Below are 17,331 nucleotides of genomic sequence, written 5' to 3' on the forward strand. Positions count from 1 at the left end.
ACGAACACAACGTTCGGTGGTCACCCAAGCGTCACTTGTGCGCATATCCGCTAATCTGGTCCTACCAGCCAGTCGAATTGACTGGGCTTGTGCTAAACTGGTCCAGCGGACGGAAATTTCAAAGCCAAGCAAGGATGCGCCAATTCCGTCTCTGGCGAAACCCTCGGCAAGGCCCATAATCCCCGCCGCAAGGATGCCGATGCGCGCGCCGACGTTCGAGGTCGCGCCGGGTCGGGTGGAGGAGAGGACGGAGTTCGATCATGTCAGGTTTCACGATTTCCAGACGCACCATGCTTACCGGGTCGGCAATGCTGCTGGCCACCACCGCCATGCCGGCCCTGGGCTGGACGCAGACGCCAAAGAAGGGCGGACGGCTCGTGATTGCCGCCGATTCCGAGCCGCGCAATCTCAACCCGGCGATCGTCGCCTCCAACGGCGTGTTCTTCATCTCCAGCAAGATCGTCGAGACGCTGGCCGAAGCCTCCTTCGAGGCCAAGGACGGGCTCGCGCCTCGGCTGGCGGTGAGCTGGGAAGGTGCCGCCGACGGGCTCTCGGCGACCTTCAAGCTGCGCGAAGGAGTCAAATGGCATGACGGCAAGCCGTTCACCTCGGCCGACGTCGCCTTCTCGGCGTTGCAGATATGGAAGCCGCTGCAGAATCTCGGCCGGACCGTGTTCAAGGACCTCAGCACGGTCGAGACACCAGACGATCTGACCGCCGTGTTCAAATTCGCCAAGCCGACGCCGTTCCAGCTGATCCGCAACGCCTTGCCGGCGCTGTCGAGCGTGGTGCCGAAGCACATCTACGAAGTCGGCAAGATCGAGGACAACCCTGCCAACAACGCACCGATCGGTACGGGTCCGTTCAAGTTCGGCGAGTACAAGGCCGGCCAGTATTACCGGCTGACGAAGAACGTCGACTACTGGGGCAAGGACGAGCCCTATCTTGACGAGATCATCTATCAGGTCCTGCCCGACCGTACCTCGGCCGCCGCCGCGCTGGAGGCCGAGGAAATCCAACTCGCGGCTTTCTCGGCCGTGCCGCTGGCCGATCTCGACCGCATCTCCAAGGTTCCCGGCCTGAAGGTCATCACCAAGGGCTATGAGGGCCTCACCTACCAGCTCGTGGTGGAGATCAACCATCGCCGCAAGGAATTGGCCGACCTCAAGGTGCGTCAGGCCATCGCGCACGCCATCGACAAGGACTTCGTCGTCAAGACAGTGTTCCTCGGCTACGCCGCCACGGCGACCGGCTCGGTGCCGAAGAACGATCCGCAATTCTACACCGCCGACGTGCCGATCTATGCCTTCGATGTCGACAAGGCCAACGCGCTGCTCGACGAAGCCGGTTATAAGAAAGGCGCCGACGGCAACCGCTTCTCGCTCAGGCTCTTGCCTGCCCCCTATTTCAACGAGACGAAACAGTTCGGCGACTATCTGCGTCAGGCGCTCGCGGCAATAGGGATCGACGCGCAGCTGGTCAACAACGACTCGGCCGCCCACATCAAGGCGGTCTATACCGACCATGCCTTCGACCTCGCGGTCGGCCCGCCGGTTTTCCGCGGCGACCCGGCGATCTCGACCACCATCCTGGTGCAGAGCGGCATTCCCGATGGCGTGCCGTTCTCCAACCAGGGTGGCTACAAGAATGACGCGCTCGACGCCCTGATCACCAAGGCCTCCGAGACGCTCGACACCACGGCGCGCACCGACCTCTACAAGGAATTTCAGAAGCAGGTCGCGGCCGACCTGCCGCTGATCAACGTCGCCGAATGGAGCTTTATCAGCGTCGCCAGTGACAAGGTCGGCAACATCGCCAACAACCCGCGCTGGGCGGTGTCGAACTGGGCGGACACGTATCTGGAATCGTGACAGACTTGCGCGGATGAGAGTTCGCGAGGAAAAACATCGGCAGCAGCCAATCTACCCCCTTGAGGGGGAGATGTCCGGCAGGACAGAAGGGGGCCCCTGGGCTCGACATTTCCTTATGTCCTTTATCGCGCATTCGAGGTCCGCATGAATCGCGCCCTCGTCCTCCTGCGCCGTCGCCTCGTCGGCAGCATCTTCGTACTTTTGATCGTCGTCATCGGCACCTTCGTGCTGCTCGAAGCAGCGCCCGGCGATGCGGTCGACGCCTACATCGTCTCGACCGGCGGCGACGCCGGCATGATCGAGCTGTTGCGCCACCGCTGGGGTCTCGATCAGTCGGAGCTGACGCGGCTCGCCAACTACCTCTGGGCACTGCTGCATCTCGATCTCGGCCGGTCCGTCACTTTTTCCCGACCGATCCGCGATGTCATCCTCGAGCGACTGCCGACCACGCTCTTCCTGATGGTCAGCGCCACCGCGCTCTCCTTTGGCCTCGGCTCGGCGCTCGGCATCCATGCCGGCGCCAGGCCAGGCAGCTTCCGCGACCGTTTTCTCTCCGTCGCCTCGCTGGCGCTCTACGCAGTGCCCGGCTTCTGGCTCGGCCTGGTGCTGATCGTGATCTTCGCCGTCGACCTGCGCTGGCTGCCGATCGGTGGCGTCGAAACCCTGGCCTCGGACAAGACCGGCCTCGACCGCGCCGCCGACATCGCCGTCCATCTGGTGCTGCCGGTTTGCGCACTCGGTTTCATCTATCTGGCGCTCTATCTGCGCATGATGCGCGCCGGCATGGCCGAGGCCTGGCGCCAGGATTTTGTGCTGGCCGCCCGCGCCAGGGGGTTATCGCGCCGCCGCATCGTGCTCGCTCATGTCGCCCGCAATGCGCTGCTGCCGCTGGTCACCATGCTCGGCCTGCAGTCGGCGCAGATGCTCGGCGGCAGCGTCGTCATCGAGAGCGTCTTTGCGGTGCCGGGCCTCGGCCGGCTGGCGCAGGAAGCGGTGGCCGCGCGCGACACGCCGCTGCTGCTCGGTATCATTCTTACCAGCGCCGTCCTGGTCATCGTCATCAATCTTGTCGTCGACATTGCCTATGCCTTCCTTGACCCGCGCGTCGGCGCCAGCGGGGCCGGTGCATGAGCCGTCTGCGCCGCTTTCTGCGCACGCCCGAGGCGGTCGCCGGTGCCATCATCCTGGCGGCGCTTTTCGCCATGGCGCTGTCGGCCTCGCTGCTGTTTCCCGGGGACCCGCAAGCCATTGCCGGCGCGGCGCTGCTGCCGCCCTTCCGGGATTGGTCGCTGCCGCTCGGCACCGACCGGCTCGGCCGCGACGTGTTGGCCGAGCTGTTCCACGGCGCCCGTACGTCGCTGGCGGTCGGTCTGGCCGCGGCGGCCGCGGCACTCGCCGTCGGCGCGGTGATCGGCACGCTGGCCGGTTTCGCCGGCGGCCTGATCGACGAGGTGCTGATGCGCATCACTGACGCTTTCCAAACCGTGCCGGGCTTCCTGCTGGCGCTGGCCTTCGTCAGCGTGGTTGGGCCCTCGCTCGGCGTCGTCGTCATGGCAATAGCGCTCGGCACCTGGACGGGACCGGCGCGGGTCGCCCGCGCGGAAGTCCTCTCCATTCGCGAACGCGACTATGTCGCCAGTGCCCGTGTCATTGGCATGCATCCCCTGGAAATCGCCTTTCGCGAGGTGCTGCCCAATGCCTTGCCGCCGATCTTGGGGATGTCATCGGTGATCGTCGCCGCCGCGATCCTCACCGAAGCAGCCCTGTCTTTTCTTGGTCTTGGCGACCCCAACCGGGTTACCTGGGGTGGCATGATCGCGGAAGGTCGCGCTGTCTTGCGCACCGCCCCGTTCCTCTCGATCGTCCCGGGCATTGCGCTGGTGCTGACTGTGCTCGGCGTCTATCTCGCCGGCGAAGGCATCGTCGAGACGACGGCGGTACGCGGGGGCCTGTCGTGACGGTATTGGCGTCGATCCGAGATCTGACGGTGACCTACCGCCGTGATGGCAGCGAGGTCGCCGCGCTGAAGAACATTATTCTCGATATCCAGGCAGGCGAACGGCTGGCCATCATCGGTGAAAGCGGTTCGGGCAAGAGCACGCTGGCGCTGGCGATCGCGGGATTGTTGCCGGCGAGCGCCAGGATTGAGGGGAGTATCGACTGGCAGACCTCGAAAATTCAAATGTCGCATTCCCTCGAGCCGGAACGCGAACCTTTCCTGCTTCGCGACAATATCCCCCTCGGCGGCCGCGATATCGGCTTCGTGTTCCAGGACCCATCAGCCAGCCTCGACCCGGTGATGACCGTGGGCAAACAGATTGCCGAGGTGTTGCGCACCCATCTCAACCTTGACTGGCACCGGTCCTTTGCCAAAGCCAAAACCCTCCTCGAACGCGTCCGCTTGCCCGACCCCGATTCCGCCCTGCGTGCCTTCCCGCATCAGCTTTCCGGCGGCCAGAAGCAGCGTGTGGCGATTGCCGCCGCGATTGCCGCCGGGCCGAAACTGCTGATCGCCGACGAGGCGACCAGCGCGCTCGACACCATCGTGCAGGCCGAGATCGTCGATTTGATTCGACGGCTTGTGGCCGAGGACGGCATGACGCTGCTGTTTATCAGCCATGACATTGCGCTCGCTGCCGAGCTTGCCGAACGCATCGCTGTGTTCCGCCACGGCCAGGTGGTGGAGTTTGGCAAGACCGAGCAGATTGTCGAAGCCCCGACGCAAGCCTATACCCGCGCGCTGCTCGACGTCCATATCGGCCTCGACGCCGAGCCGCTGCTGCACCGAAGCAGGCTGAATGCATGAGCCTGCTGACAGTGTCCAATCTCACCAAACGCTATAGTCGCGGCGGCACGACCCTTGCTGCGGTGGACGATGTCTCCTTTCATATCGAGCCCGGCGAAACGCTGGCGCTGGCAGGCCCTTCCGGCAGCGGCAAGTCGACCATCGCGCGGCTGGCGCTGCGCCTGATCGAGCCGGATGGCGGACGCATTGAATTCGAAGGCGATGATTTCCTGGCTCTGGGCGGCTCGGCACTTCGAGCCCGTCGCGCGCGCCTGCAAATGGTGTTCCAGGATCCGCTGGCCGCCTTCAATCCGCGCGCCACGGTGGCGCGCGTCCTCGATGATCCCTTGCGCATTCATGGCGTCGCCCCGCGCTCGGAGCGCCCGCGCCGCATCGCTGCCCTGCTGGAGCGGGTCGGCCTGGCGGCCGATCTCGCGCCCCGCGCAATCCATGAAATCTCCGGCGGTCAGCGGCAGCGTGTGGCGATTGCCCGCGCCATCGCCACGAAGCCGCCGCTGATCGTGCTTGACGAAGCGGTGTCGGCGCTCGACGTCTCGGTGCGCGGCCAGATCCTCGATCTCCTGCTCGACCTGCAGCGCGAGGAACGGATCGCCTATCTCTTCATTTCGCATGATCTTGGCGTCGTCCGGGCGGTCGCCCACCGCGTCATCCTTCTCGATGCCGGGCGGATTGCCGAGAGCGGCGATGCCCGAACCGTTATCGACGCGCCGCGATCGGCCATCGGCAAGGCACTGGTCGCGGCTGCGCCTAGACTGAACAGGAAGAGACCATGATCCGGTCTTCGAACAAGATCATGCCGACAGGACGGCCTACCCCCCAACCATCAACCTGACGACCTCGTCATGGTTGGTCTCGGAAATCTTGCGCTCGCCGGCCTGGACGCCGCGGCGCAGCACGACGATGCGGTCCGAGACCGCGAAGATATCCTGCAGATTGTGCGAGATGAAGATCACGCCGCGTCCCTGCGCCTTGAGATGGTGGATGAGCGAGATCACCTTGCGCTGTTCCGGCACGCCAAGTGCCGCGGTCGGTTCGTCCATGATGAGGATCTGCGCATCCCAGTAGACGGCACGGCCGATGGCGACGGCCTGGCGCTGGCCGCCGGAGAAATTGCTGACCGGGGCGTTCATCCGGCTGACGTGGAAATCCAGTCGCTTCATCGTCTCCCTGGCCGCCTCGGCCATGGCCTTGCGGTCGAGCACCGGCAGGAAGCCGAACGCCTTGCGCATCGGTTCGCGGCCAAGGAAAATGTTGGCGCCGATCGACAGATTGTCGGCGAGAGCCAGATCCTGATAGATCGTCTCGATGCCTTTTTCGCGCGCCTCCTGCGGCGTCGCGAATGCCACCTGCTGGCCGCAGAGCAGGAGTTCGCCGCCTGTCGGCTGGAACACGCCCGAGATCGCCTTGATCAGCGTCGTCTTGCCCGCGCCATTATCGCCGGCCAGCGCCACGACTTCGCCTGGCCGCACGGCCATGGAGAAATCGTTGAGCGCGCGCACGGCGCCGAAATGCTTGGACAGGTTGCGGACCTCGAGCAAGGGGGTGTTCTGGTCGTTGCTATTCATCCTGGCGGCCTCCACTGAACCGGCGCTGCGCCTGGTCTATGAGCACGGAAATGATGATGACGACGCCGACGGCGATGAACTGCCAGAACGGCTCGACATTGACGAAGACCAGCCCGTACTGGATGACCGCGATCACCAGCGCGCCGGCGACCGTGCCCAGGATGGTGCCGGAGCCACCGAACAGGCTGGCGCCGCCGATGACGACCGCCGCGACGCTGTCGAGCAGCAGTGGCTCGCCGGCTTGCGCCGCACCGGCGGTGAAGCGCGCCGCGTAGAGCGCCCCGCCAAGACCGGCGCACATCGCCGACAGCACATAGAGCCGCAATATGTGGCCCCTGATATCGATGCCGGCGCGCCGCGCCGCCTGCACATTGGCGCCGATGGCATAATTGTGCTGGCCGAACCGCGTCTGGCTGAGCAGATAATGCATCACGACGACGAAGACGGCGGCGATCATGACCAGATAGGGCACGCCATGGAACTTGCCGTTGCCGAGCAGCGCGAACCAGGAATTCTGCACCGGCACCGTCGTGCCGCCGGCAAGCAGGAAGGCAACGCCGCGCGCGACGCCGAACATGCCGAGCGTGCCGATGAACGGCGGCACCCTGAGGCGCGAGATCAGCAGGCCATTGATGATGCCGGGCAAGCCGGCGACGATCACCGCGGCGAGGATGCCCGCCAGCATGGCCAGCGGCAAGGGAATGGCGGCGCCCGCCATATTGGTGGCATGCGCGGCAACGACGGCGGCAAGGCCCATAATGAAGCCGAGCGACAGATCGATACCGCCAGAAATGATGACGAAAGTCTGTCCGGTCGCAAGCAGCAGCGGCGCTATGGCGAAGATCGCGATGGATTGCAGGTTGAAAGGGTTGAGCACGAACGTCGCGCCGAAGGCGAACCTCGACCATGCTTCGAAGCAGATAATCAGACCGGCAAGGAACAACCAGGCGCGCCCTTCGGCGATGCGTCCGATCAGGCTCCTGGCCGGATCGCCATGATCGGCCTGGGGGGCGACATGCTTCTCGGCCGACTGGGCTGGTGATGTCGATGTCATGAATACTCCGCGGCGCGGCTGTGTTCAAACAGGCCCCGCCTCTGGGAACCCGGCACGAGCTCCCCCCGGCGGACCGGGAGGAGCCAAGCTCGTCTTGACCTACTCGGAGTAGAGATACTTCGAGATGTTCGGGTCGGCGATGTTGGACTTGTCCATGATCGTGAAGCCGGTGCCGATCGTGACCGGGATTGAATGGCCGGTCAGGTGGGCATAGGCCGAGACGACGCCGAAGTAGCCGATCTCGGCGGGATGCTGGGCGATCGCCACGTCCACCAGGCCGGTGTTGATGTTGTCGACGATGCTGGTCGGTGCATCGAAGGCGACGACCTTGACGGTGCCGCTCTGCCCGGCCTGCTTGACGCCGTTGGCCGCACCCAGCGCGGAGAACAAATTGGCCCCGAACACACCGACCAGATCGGGATTGCGCGCGAAGACGGCCTGCAGCTGCGAGGCCGCCTTGTTGGCGTCATCGTCATTGAATTGCGTCTCCAGCACGGTGATGCCCGTATGCTTGGCCATCTCCTTCTTGAAGCCTTCTTCGCGCTGGTCGGTGGTCGAGATGCCGGGCTTGACGTTCGACACATAGACCTTGCCCTTGTCGCCGACGGCGGTGGCAAGCGCACGCGCGGCGATCTCGCCGCCCAGAACGTTGTCCGAGGCAATGTAGGCCAGCGGGAAATCGGCATCCCCAGCACCCGTCTGGTAGACGCCGCTACCGATGAAAGTATCGACTGTTATGACCGGAATGCCGGCGTCGTTGGCCTTGCGCAGCGGCTCGACCAGCTGGACCTTATCGGTCGGCGCGATCAGGATCGCATCCGGTTTCTTGGCGATGACCGCGTCGAGCACCGGCACTTGGGTGACCGGGTTGAAGTCCGGAGCACCCTGGAAGACCAGGTTCACGCCGAGCGCGTCGGCGGCCGCTTGGGCACCCTTGCGCATGGTAATGTAAAAGCCGTCGGTGGTGAGGCCCGGAATGAGCGCAATGGTGTATTTTTTGTCCTGCGCCTGCGCGGGCGCCATCAGCACCGTCGCGCTGACGGCAAGCGCCGCGAGCGCGGCAACGATCTTCTTCATGACATCCTCCTCATTGTTGGCAGTTCTGCCGTTTCGGTGACATTGGAATGGCCGTTATCCGCTCAGGGGCAGGATGCCGACGGCCGGAACGCCTGTTTGCTTTCGCGGGCAGCTCCTCCCAAGCGCCCTCCAGTCTAAATATCAGCCGGTCGAGCCGACCGGCACAATCCCCGTGCTCACTTTCCTCGCCTCCGCGATGTCAGGGGACCATCGCGCCAGGCATGCCTGCACGGCGGATCGGCAGTTTGTAACACTTTGCAGAAATAAATTGCAACTCGGTTTTTCCGGGGCCGCAACGCCGGCTTTTCCAGACGCCATCTGACTGCTCCTCCGAGCTCCTGCGGACTATCGTCCCGACTCCGCGGCGACACAATCGATTTCGCAACGGCTTCTCTCCGCACCGACAGCGCCGCATCAGTCGGCATATCCGCCGCTATCGCGTTGCAAGAACCGCGAGGATGGCCTGCGCCGTCTTGGTATCCGTCACCAGCGTGTTGATGAGCCCAGAACGAACGGCGCCGATGATTGCCGTCGCCTTCTCCGGCGAGGCTGCGACGCCGATCACCAGCGGTACGGCGCGAAGCTGCCCTGGCGACATGGCGATCATCCTGCTCTCCCCTTCCCAGGCGATCAGGGCGCCTTCGGCATCGAAATAATGTCGAAGGACGTCGCCAGCCGCATGGACCAGCGCCTGCTCGGTCGGCGTGGCGGCACTCGCCTCGGGTGGGTTGATGGCGTGCGGTAGGCCAATGCCGACGATCGCGACGTCGGTCCTGTCCCACAGCGCGACGGCATCGCGGATGGTGGCGTCTCCGAGGAAGACCTCTCGCAGTTCGCTGGACGGCATATAGGGCGCATGGATAAAGTGCGGTTTCCCGCCAAACTCTTCGGCGGCGAGCCGCACGAATTCATTGACCTGGAAATGCGCCGCGTGCTGCTGCATGCCGCCCGTAGCGGCCACAGTCAGCACGCCCGGCATACGCGGCAGACCGGCTCGGATGACCTCGCGCACGGCGCGCCCCCAGCCGATGGCGACCACGGAGCCGGCCACCAGTTGTGCCTGCCTGAGCAAAGCGCCTAGCGGGGCGGAAAGCGCCGTCAGCGCGCCGGCCCCCGGCGTCTCGACAACGGCGGCGTCCCGCAATTTCAATCCGTCGACAAGCTGCCTGGTAATATCCTCCGGCGTCGCCAGGTCGATCACCTCGATGCGCACGATGCCTTCCGCCCGCGCCCGTTGCAGCAGGCGCGAAATCGTCGCGGTGGAGACACCGAGCTGCCGCGCTATGTCGACCTGCGACATCTCCTCCACATAGTGCAACTTGGCAACCGTGTGCAGCATCGTGCGCGATGCGGTCGCGTCCTGGACGGAGGGAACAGACAGCTTGCAATTCCTTTCAGCAACGTGTTACACACGTATAGGCCGATGCGAGTTATCGCGCAAATCCGGTGAACTCGCAACTTTTGGGGACACCAGCCAAGCGCCGGCCAGGCTGCTTATCCCAGCAGCCGGCGATGCATCAGGCGGCAACTCTTCCTGCCGGCAGGCGGGAGAACTGACCATTTATTTCCACGGGATCAGCGCCTCGGCGCGCCAACATCGGACAGAAGAAAACCATGAGCAAGATGACCACCGCGGAACTGCGCGGCTACCAGCAGATATGCGGCAAGGATGGAGCCATGGTGGCCATCGCTTGCGACCAGCGCGGCGGCATGCGCACCTTGTTGGCGTCGGACCCCGCGGACCAGGCCAGGATCACCAACGACATGCTCGGCGACACCAAGGCCGACATCACGCGCTACCTCGCGAGCGCGGCGTCCTGCGTGCTGCTCGACCCGCTCTGCGCGGTGCCAAGGGTTGTCGACGACGGCGTGCTGAACCGCGATACCGCACTCCTCATCGGTCTCGACGCGTCCGGTTTCGACGTCTCGCCGGAGGGCTATCGGCTGTCGCGGCTGGTCCCCGGCATCGATGCGCGGCGCGTGCGCGAATTGGGCGGCACCGGCGGCAAGATCATGGTGTATCTGCGGGCCGACAAGCCTGAAGCCAACGAGCACAACATCGCCATTCTGCGCCAATGCATCACCGACTTCGGCAAAGAAGACCTGCTGCTCGTCGTCGAATTCCTGACCTATCAGCTCGAAGGGGAAAGCCCCGAGGACTATGCGGCCAAGACGCCCTGGCTGGTCGAGGAGGGTACGAGGATTTCGCTGGAATGCGGCGCGAAGGTGCTGAAGATTCCCTACCCCGGAACGCCGGAAGCCTGCGCCAACATCACTGAAATGGCCGGCGAAGTGCCGTGGGCCGTACTTTCGGCCGGCGTCAACCACGCCACTTTCCTTGGTCAGGTCGAGATCGCCATGCAAAATGGCGCCTCCGGCGTCATCGCCGGCCGATCGCTGTGGAAGGACTGCATCTCGCTCGATCGTGACATTCAGCGCGAAAGGCTTAAGACCATCGCGGTGCCGCGACTGCGAGAGATCCAGGCGGTGATCGGGCGCTATCGGCAGAAGGCTGCCGCCTGATATCCATCTTTGATCGCCGACACGTGCAGGACGTCATGCCACAAAAGTCCATGGCCATAGGGATCGATATCGGCGGCACCAATTTGCGTGCCGCCCGCATCTCGGGCAGCGGTGAAATCCTCGAACGCCTTTCCGAAAAGAGCGCGCATGACCCGGAGCTGGTGCTTGGCCGCGTCGCCGACATGGTGCGCCTTCTCGATACGCCTGATGTGGCGGGCATCGGCGTCGGCGTTCCCGGCCGCGTCGACGCGCGGCGCGGCGCGGTGCTGTCGGGCGGCTATGTCAACCTCGCTTCGGTCGCGCTCGCGCAGCGGCTGGAAAGCATGACCGGCAAGCCTGTCATCGTCGACAATGACTGCAACATGGCGCTGGCCGCCGAGATGGCGCTTGGCGCCGGCCAGGGCCACGACAACATCGCCATGTTCACCATCGGCACCGGTATTGGCGGCGCCGTTGTCCAGAACCGACGGATCATGCGCGGCCGGGCAACGGCGGGGCAACTGGGGCACATCACCGTCGACGTCAACGGCGAACTCTGCGCTTGCGGGCGGCGCGGCTGTGTCGAAACCACCAGTTCGGGTACGGCGCTCGGCCGTCACATAGCGCGGGCTGGCCTTGGTCCCGAGGTTTCGGTCGACCAGCTTTTTGCCCGCGACGCCGCCGGCGACATCCAGGCTCGCGGCATACTGGCAGCCTGGGCAAAACCGCTGCGCGCGGCGATCGATACCACCGTTGCCCTGTTCGACCCCGACCTCGTGCTGCTTGGCGGCGGTCTTGGCCGGGCCGCACACAAAGCGCTTGGCCACGCGCCGGCGCTGGCGCCGTGGTACCAGTGCCCGGTGGCGCCGGCGGGGCTCGGCGACGACGCCGGAGTGATCGGCGCCGGTCTCCAGGCGCTTTCGGCACCGGCATCGCTTTCCGTTCAGCCCGGCCGCGCCAGACGCGCCGTGCTCGTCAACGGCATCCCGGCCAGCGGCAAGAGCACGGTGTCACGCGGCATCGCCGATCGTATGGGATGGCCGCTGCTCGCGCTCGATACGGTCAAGAACCCGTTTCTCGAAGTGCTCGGCGGCGCCGACCGCGAATTCAATCGCACGCTCGGCCGCGCGAGCTACCAGGCAATCTGGTCGCTCGTCGGCGACGCCCCGGCCGGCAGCACCTTCATCGTCGATGCCTGGTTCGGCTTCCAGCCGCGGCAAGCGCTCGAGGATCACCTGCGCAACGCTGGCGTCGAAGACACGGTCGAAATCTGGTGCCACGCGCCGGGCGAAGTTCTGGCCGAACGCTATGGCGCCCGGCTCGGTCAGCGCCTGCCGGGACATCCCGGCGCTGCCTATATCCCCGAATTGATCGAACTGGCCAAGCGCGCCGAACCGCTGCGGCGCGGGCCGCTCTTCGACGTCGATACCACGCAGCCGATCGACTTCGACGCCATCGCCGCATGGCTCCGAGCGACCTTGGCCGGCGACGCGTCGGTCAATTCAATCAATAACCGACGGTGAAGCGCTGCCTGACATGCGTCGGCTTCTCGATCTCGTCGACCATGGCGATAGCATAGTCCTCGAAGGAGATGCTGCTACCCTTATCCGAGGCGAGAAGCGTGTCCTTGCCAACGCGGAACTTGCCGGTGCGCTCACCTGGGACGAACATCGCGGACGGAGACAGGAACGCCCAGTCGAGGTCGCTGACTGTCTTCAACTTGTCCAGGAAGTCGGCGCCCTTCTGTGCCTCGGCCTTGTAGATCGCAGGAAATTCGGCGGTATCGACCAGACGCTTGCCGGGCGCGACTTCGAGACTGCCCGCGCCGCCCACGACGAGATAGCGCTTTACGCCCGAGGCACGCACCGCGGCGATCAGCATATCGGGGTCGCTATCCAAGAAATGCACCGCGCTGATCACCGCATCATGGTCGCGGATCAACTCGGCAAGGCCTTCCTTATCGAAGACATCGCCCTTCTTGGCGGTCACGCCGGGGAGCGCGGCAATCTTTTCAGGGCTGCGGGCGATACCGGTGACCCTGTGGCCATGATCGGAGAGTTCCTTGAGTATGCGCGAGCCGACAGCGCCGGATGCACCTATGAGAGCGACGTTTGCCATGTTCTTTTCCAGTCCTTGTTGGAGGTCAGTTGGGGATCACGCCGCCGCGATATGGGCGACAAGATTGTCAAAGCTGCCGAACAGCGCGTTCGAACCGATGAGCCGAGGCGCTTCGTTGCGAATGACCGCCAGCGAAGGCACGCCGTTGGCATGCAAGCGATGGAACAGCGCGCGGCCACGATTGACCAGCTCGAGGTGCCACGTCAGCAAGGTTTCGGTCGGGCTCTTCAGGATCGCGGCGGCATCCATCATGCCAGCACCAGCGAGCACCGCAGCCACGCCTTCTACAGTCACGATATCGCGACCGTCGACATAGCGCGCACGTTGGATTGCCTTGAGCGCGGTCCACCGGCGGCTTGGGTCTTCCAGGCCGGCGGCGCTGATGCCGAGGGTCGCGGCATGCGAGTCCAGCAAGCTGCCACGGATGCCGAGGACATTGTGCTGATAGGCCAGCGTGAACGCTTGTCCGGTCAGACGCTCGATACGCTGGTCGTTCGCCCAGGCGTGAGCGGCAAAACCTTCATCCATCGGCCTCGCGCCCGCACCCGAAAACAGGCCGGTCGGCAGCAATTCGACGCTCACGCCGCTGGTAGCCAATTTGTCCAGCATCGGGGCGGCGCCGTAGCACCAGCCGCAGAGCGGATCGAAAAGATAAATCACATCCGAATTGCTCATGACTGCCTGGAGATCCCTTGGCGCGGCGTGCAGCGGTCTGGATTGTCAAAAACTGTTGCTCGTATGTGGCAGACAACGACCTTGCGATAAACACCATCCAATAATACAGACTGTCTGATCTATTCATACAAAAGCGATCGCCGTGGCTGACCTGCTGAACCTCAATCGACTCGTCTACTTCACCACCGTGATGGAGACTGGCTCCTTCACATCGGCGGCCGACCGGCTTGGCGTCGCCAAAGCCGTGGTCAGCCATCAGATTGGCAAGCTCGAGGAGGAATTGGGCGCGACACTCATGCGACGCACGACGCGGCGTGTCGCGCCGACCGAAGAGGGACGCCTCTTCTACGATCGTGCGATGATAATTCTGCGGGAAGCGGAGGCCGCCTATGGCGAGCTTTCGCGGGCGGCCGTCGAACCGGCGGGAATGTTGAGACTGACGGCGCCGCTCGACTACGGCACGAAGATGGTCGCGCCGGTCATCGCCGCCTATCTGAGAACTTATCCGCATATGCGCGTCGACGTGATCTTCGACGACGCGGTAAGCAATCTGGTCGACGAGCAGATCGACCTCGGCATTCGCGTCGGCTGGCTTGCTGATTCCTCCAACCAGACGCGGCGCCTGGGCACGATACGGCAGATCGTGGTGGCAAGCCCTGCGTTCGCCGCAGGCCTGCCGCAGGGCGTGAGCCCGCGGCAGGCGCAATCGCTGGCCTGGGTCGGAAACGCCCAGCTTCGCGGCGTCGGCCAATGGCTGTTTTCCAGGGATGGCGACAAGGTGCTGACCGAACTCAACCCGGTCATCACCTGCGACAAGAGCCCGGCTGCCCATGCCTGCGTGCTTGCCGGCATAGGGCTGGGTGTGTTTCCCGACTACAGCGTCAGCGACGACATCGCCGAGGGGCGGCTGGTGCCGGTCTTTGCCGACTGGGCCTTGCCCACCGGCGGCATCCACGCCGTCTTTCCGCCGGCAAGGTTCCGGCCTGCCAAGGTGCGCGTGTTTGTGGACCTGCTCGCCGCCGCCGAGAGAAAGCGATCGCGCGGCAGTGCCGTGGCGTGAATGTAGCCGCCGCAGAAGGTCGGCAAAAACTTACATCAGACTCATAAGCGCGGCGCCACGGGCGCATTGAGGCGAGTTGGATCAGGGCGAGGAAGTTGGCGGCTCGCGTTGGCCAAGTTTGCGAGGAGGAGCAGCTATGATCGATGTCTACGAAACCGCGACTGACGACCTAGGGCGGTTCGGGGCAGTATTCGAAAGAGATGACGAAACAGCATACTTCTATTTGCTCGACATGAGAAAGCAGGAGGGCAAACGGATCATCTCCGCATTCAATGCCAAAGCAGTGACCGACTTGCCTGCTGACACGCCCGTTTCGATCCGGTGGAGCTCATCTGTGGCGGCAGTCGGGCTGTTCGTTGACGGCGCATTGTCAGCCATCTTTGATCTGCGCATAGCTGATCCGGTAGGCCGCTGGGCCGATCTCGAGGATAGTCACCTTTTCGCGGTGCATTGAACCAGAGCCCTCCGGGGCCGACCGTCTCCCGTTTTATGAGTTCACGACCTAAAACGGTTCTGATCCGGATAGGCAACGGTGCCCCGACTTGGACCCATACGACCGTCTTTTTTGATGTCTTCTTCTGGGGTTTTGTTGGCTTGGTTTGGGGGCGGCTGATGGGTTCAAGTCTCTGTCCGGCAAGTTTCTGTCCGGCAAGTTTCTGTCCGGCATGAGAGTGGAACGCGAACGGCCCGCCAGGTTTGAACCTGGCGGGCCGTTATTGATTGGTTGCGGGGACAGGATTTGCGTTTTCTGTCCCGCGGCGTCGGCTCCGCCTCCTTGCGGGGCCCTGATGACAGGTAAAATCGCCGGCTGCCACAGCAAAATACAAAAGAGCCCGCACGAGGGCGGGCTCTTTTGTATTTGGTTGCGGGGACAGGATTTGAACCTGTGACCTTCAGGTTATGAGCCTGACGAGCTACCGGGCTGCTCCACCCCGCGTCATATTCCTCACCGCCAAATGAAAGGGCCGCTTTCGCGGCCCGTGATCCCGTTGGCGGGCCTGTACGTAGAGAGAAGATTTCACTGTCATCCGATTGGATGAGAGTTTGAACGTGCGTTTTGCAGACCTGGCAGCGACCTACTCTCCCGCGTCTTGAGACGAAGTACCATCAGCGCTGGAGCGTTTCACGGCCGAGTTCGGAATGGGATCGGGTGCAGCCGCTCCGCCATAACCACCAGGTCGGCAAAACGCACGTTATTCGAGAAGCTTTTGAGCGAAGAAGCATAAGAGACATCGACAGCGGAGCTGTCGGGTGCCTCTCGGGGCTGTTCGCTGGTCTTAATTGTGCCTTTACGGTTCTTTTGGTCCTGGCGCCTTTCGAAGCGAAGCTTCGCAAGGTCGACCGACCGTCGGCGCTGATGCGCCGCACCCACGTAGCGCCGCCCGCGGGGCGGAACAAGCGTGAGTGAGAACAGACCATCTGACTTTGTCAGATGGGCATAAGGAATGAGAACGATCAAGCCGATCGAACTATTAGTACCGGTAAGCTTCAAGCGTTGCCGCTCTTCCACACCCGGCCTATCAACGTGGTCGTCTTCCACGGTTCTCAGGGAATACTCGTTTTAAGGTGGGTTTCCCGCTTAGATGCCTTCAGCGGTTATCCCGTCCGGATATAGCTACCCTGCTATGCGGCTGGCGCCACAACAGGTCCACCAGAGATCCGTCCATCCCGGTCCTCTCGTACTAGGGACAGATCCTTTCAATATTCCTACACCCACGGCAGATAGGGACCGAACTGTCTCACGACGTTCTGAACCCAACTCACGTACCGCTTTAAATGGCGAACAGCCATACCCTTGGGACCTGCTCCAGCCCCAGGATGCGATGAGTCGACATCGAGGTGCCAAACAACCCCGTCGATATGGACTCTTGGGGGTCATCAGCCTGTTATCCCCGGCGTACCTTTTATCCGTTGAGCGATGGCCCTTCCACGCGGGACCACCGGATCACTATGACCGACTTTCGTCTCTGCTCGACTTGTCAGTCTCGCAGTCAGGCAGGCTTATGCCATTGCACTCAGCGAACGATTTCCGACCGTTCTGAGCCCACCATCGCGCGCCTCCGTTACTCTTTAGGAGGCGACCGCCCCAGTCAAACTACCCACCATACATTGTCCCGGACCCGGATAACGGGCCGCGGTTAGACATCCATAGTAATAAGGGTGGTATTTCAAGGGTGGCTCCACCTGAGCTGGCGCCCAGGTTTCAAAGCCTACCACCTATCCTACACATGCCACTACGAATGCCAATGTAAAGCTATAGTAAAGGTGCACGGGGTCTTTCCGTCTAACCGCAGGAACCCCGCATCTTCACGGGGAATTCAATTTCACTGAGTCTATGCTGGAGACAGCGGGGAAGTCGTTACGCCATTCGTGCAGGTCGGAACTTACCCGACAAGGAATTTCGCTACCTTAGGACCGTTATAGTTACGGCCGCCGTTTACTGGGGCTTCGATTCAGAGCTTGCACCCCTCCTCTTAACCTTCCAGCACCGGGCAGGCGTCAGACCCTATACGTCGTCTTGCGACTTCGCAGAGCCCTGTGTTTTTGATAAACAGTCGCTACCCCCTGGTCTGTGCCACCCTCCTCCACTTGCGTGGAAAAGG

General features: G+C 63.4%; 15 protein-coding genes, 1 tRNA gene and 2 rRNA genes (1 of these 18 cut by a window edge). 9 read left to right on the forward strand and 9 right to left on the reverse strand.

The genetic code is table 11. The features are described 5' to 3' along the window. Positions 1 to 260 precede the first annotated feature (260 nt). From ACVWWD_RS03855 to ACVWWD_RS03875, 5 genes are all read left to right on the forward strand, one after another. Positions 261 to 1,871, forward strand: coding sequence for an ABC transporter substrate-binding protein (locus tag ACVWWD_RS03855; RefSeq protein ID WP_352551795.1), 1,611 nt, complete (start codon positions 261 to 263; stop codon positions 1,869 to 1,871). Between the two features lie 144 nt (positions 1,872 to 2,015). Further along, on the forward strand, positions 2,016 to 3,002 hold the full coding sequence (locus ACVWWD_RS03860; protein ID WP_352551792.1) for an ABC transporter permease: 987 nt from the start codon (positions 2,016 to 2,018) through the stop codon (positions 3,000 to 3,002). Then, positions 2,999 to 3,829: an ABC transporter permease gene (locus ACVWWD_RS03865; protein WP_352551790.1), complete on the forward strand. Its 831-nt coding sequence runs from the start codon at positions 2,999 to 3,001 to the stop codon at positions 3,827 to 3,829. Before ACVWWD_RS03860 ends, ACVWWD_RS03865 begins: the two co-directional genes overlap by 4 nt. Next, positions 3,826 to 4,677 carry an ABC transporter ATP-binding protein gene (locus ACVWWD_RS03870; protein ID WP_352551788.1) on the forward strand — a complete coding sequence of 284 codons (852 nt, stop codon included), beginning with the start codon at positions 3,826 to 3,828 and terminating at the stop codon, positions 4,675 to 4,677. Before ACVWWD_RS03865 ends, ACVWWD_RS03870 begins: the two co-directional genes overlap by 4 nt. After that, the gene (locus ACVWWD_RS03875; RefSeq protein ID WP_457102918.1) at positions 4,674 to 5,450 is read left to right on the forward strand and encodes an ATP-binding cassette domain-containing protein; all 777 of its coding nucleotides are present in this window, start codon (positions 4,674 to 4,676) and stop codon (positions 5,448 to 5,450) included. The genes ACVWWD_RS03870 and ACVWWD_RS03875 overlap by 4 nt, the downstream gene beginning before the upstream one ends. 36 nt (positions 5,451 to 5,486) lie before the next feature. Here ACVWWD_RS03875 and ACVWWD_RS03880 read toward each other — a convergent pair whose 3' ends face one another. From ACVWWD_RS03880 to ACVWWD_RS03895, 4 genes are all read right to left on the reverse strand, one after another. Continuing rightward, positions 5,487 to 6,242: an ATP-binding cassette domain-containing protein gene (locus ACVWWD_RS03880; RefSeq protein ID WP_352553637.1), complete on the reverse strand. Its 756-nt coding sequence runs from the start codon at positions 6,240 to 6,242 to the stop codon at positions 5,487 to 5,489. Next, entirely contained in the window at positions 6,235 to 7,296 is a 1,062-nt protein-coding gene (locus ACVWWD_RS03885; RefSeq protein ID WP_352553639.1) for an ABC transporter permease subunit, read from the reverse strand. Before ACVWWD_RS03885 ends, ACVWWD_RS03880 begins: the two co-directional genes overlap by 8 nt. Before the next feature lie 99 nt (positions 7,297 to 7,395). Then, entirely contained in the window at positions 7,396 to 8,373 is a 978-nt protein-coding gene (locus ACVWWD_RS03890) for an ABC transporter substrate-binding protein (RefSeq protein ID WP_015315618.1), read from the reverse strand. 433 nt (positions 8,374 to 8,806) lie between these two features. Then, on the reverse strand, positions 8,807 to 9,712 hold the full coding sequence (locus tag ACVWWD_RS03895; protein ID WP_352553642.1) for a sugar-binding transcriptional regulator: 906 nt from the start codon (positions 9,710 to 9,712) through the stop codon (positions 8,807 to 8,809). A gap of 275 nt (positions 9,713 to 9,987) precedes the next feature. On the opposite strand from ACVWWD_RS03895, the gene ACVWWD_RS03900 reads away from it, so the two are divergent. Further along, positions 9,988 to 10,896, forward strand: coding sequence for a tagatose-bisphosphate aldolase (locus tag ACVWWD_RS03900; protein WP_352553644.1), 909 nt, complete (start codon positions 9,988 to 9,990; stop codon positions 10,894 to 10,896). Between the two features lie 35 nt (positions 10,897 to 10,931). After that, on the forward strand, positions 10,932 to 12,398 hold the full coding sequence (locus ACVWWD_RS03905; protein ID WP_352553646.1) for an ROK family protein: 1,467 nt from the start codon (positions 10,932 to 10,934) through the stop codon (positions 12,396 to 12,398). Here ACVWWD_RS03905 and ACVWWD_RS03910 read toward each other — a convergent pair. Together ACVWWD_RS03910 and ACVWWD_RS03915 are read right to left on the reverse strand one after the other, a co-directional pair. After that, positions 12,382 to 12,993, reverse strand: a complete 612-nt coding sequence (locus ACVWWD_RS03910; protein WP_457102919.1) for an NAD(P)-dependent oxidoreductase — start codon at positions 12,991 to 12,993, stop codon at positions 12,382 to 12,384. The two genes, ACVWWD_RS03905 and ACVWWD_RS03910, sit on opposite strands and share 17 nt — an antisense overlap. Positions 12,994 to 13,029: 36 nt before the next feature. Continuing rightward, positions 13,030 to 13,668 (reverse strand): DsbA family protein, encoded by a 639-nt coding sequence (locus tag ACVWWD_RS03915; RefSeq protein ID WP_023781038.1) that lies wholly within the window; start codon positions 13,666 to 13,668, stop codon positions 13,030 to 13,032. A 142-nt stretch (positions 13,669 to 13,810) separates the two neighbouring features. Here ACVWWD_RS03915 and ACVWWD_RS03920 point away from each other — a divergent pair, with 142 nt between their 5' ends. Further along, positions 13,811 to 14,728 (forward strand): LysR family transcriptional regulator, encoded by a 918-nt coding sequence (locus ACVWWD_RS03920; RefSeq protein WP_023770718.1) that lies wholly within the window; start codon positions 13,811 to 13,813, stop codon positions 14,726 to 14,728. A 136-nt stretch (positions 14,729 to 14,864) separates the two neighbouring features. Then, a complete protein-coding gene (locus tag ACVWWD_RS03925) occupies positions 14,865 to 15,182 on the forward strand; it encodes a DUF2251 domain-containing protein (protein ID WP_352553649.1) in 318 nt (105 codons plus the stop codon). A gap of 406 nt (positions 15,183 to 15,588) precedes the next feature. Here ACVWWD_RS03925 and ACVWWD_RS03930 read toward each other — a convergent pair. The 3 genes from ACVWWD_RS03930 to ACVWWD_RS03940 form a co-directional block, all read right to left on the reverse strand. Then, positions 15,589 to 15,665: transfer RNA gene (locus ACVWWD_RS03930), tRNA-Met, on the reverse strand. Between the two features lie 126 nt (positions 15,666 to 15,791). Then, positions 15,792 to 15,906: ribosomal RNA gene (rrf, locus tag ACVWWD_RS03935) — 5S ribosomal RNA — on the reverse strand. Positions 15,907 to 16,179: 273 nt separating this feature from the next. Next, positions 16,180 to 17,331, reverse strand: a 23S ribosomal RNA gene (locus ACVWWD_RS03940) (it continues 1,684 nt past the right edge of the window).

Source organism: Mesorhizobium sp. URHB0026 (assembly GCF_054059755.1).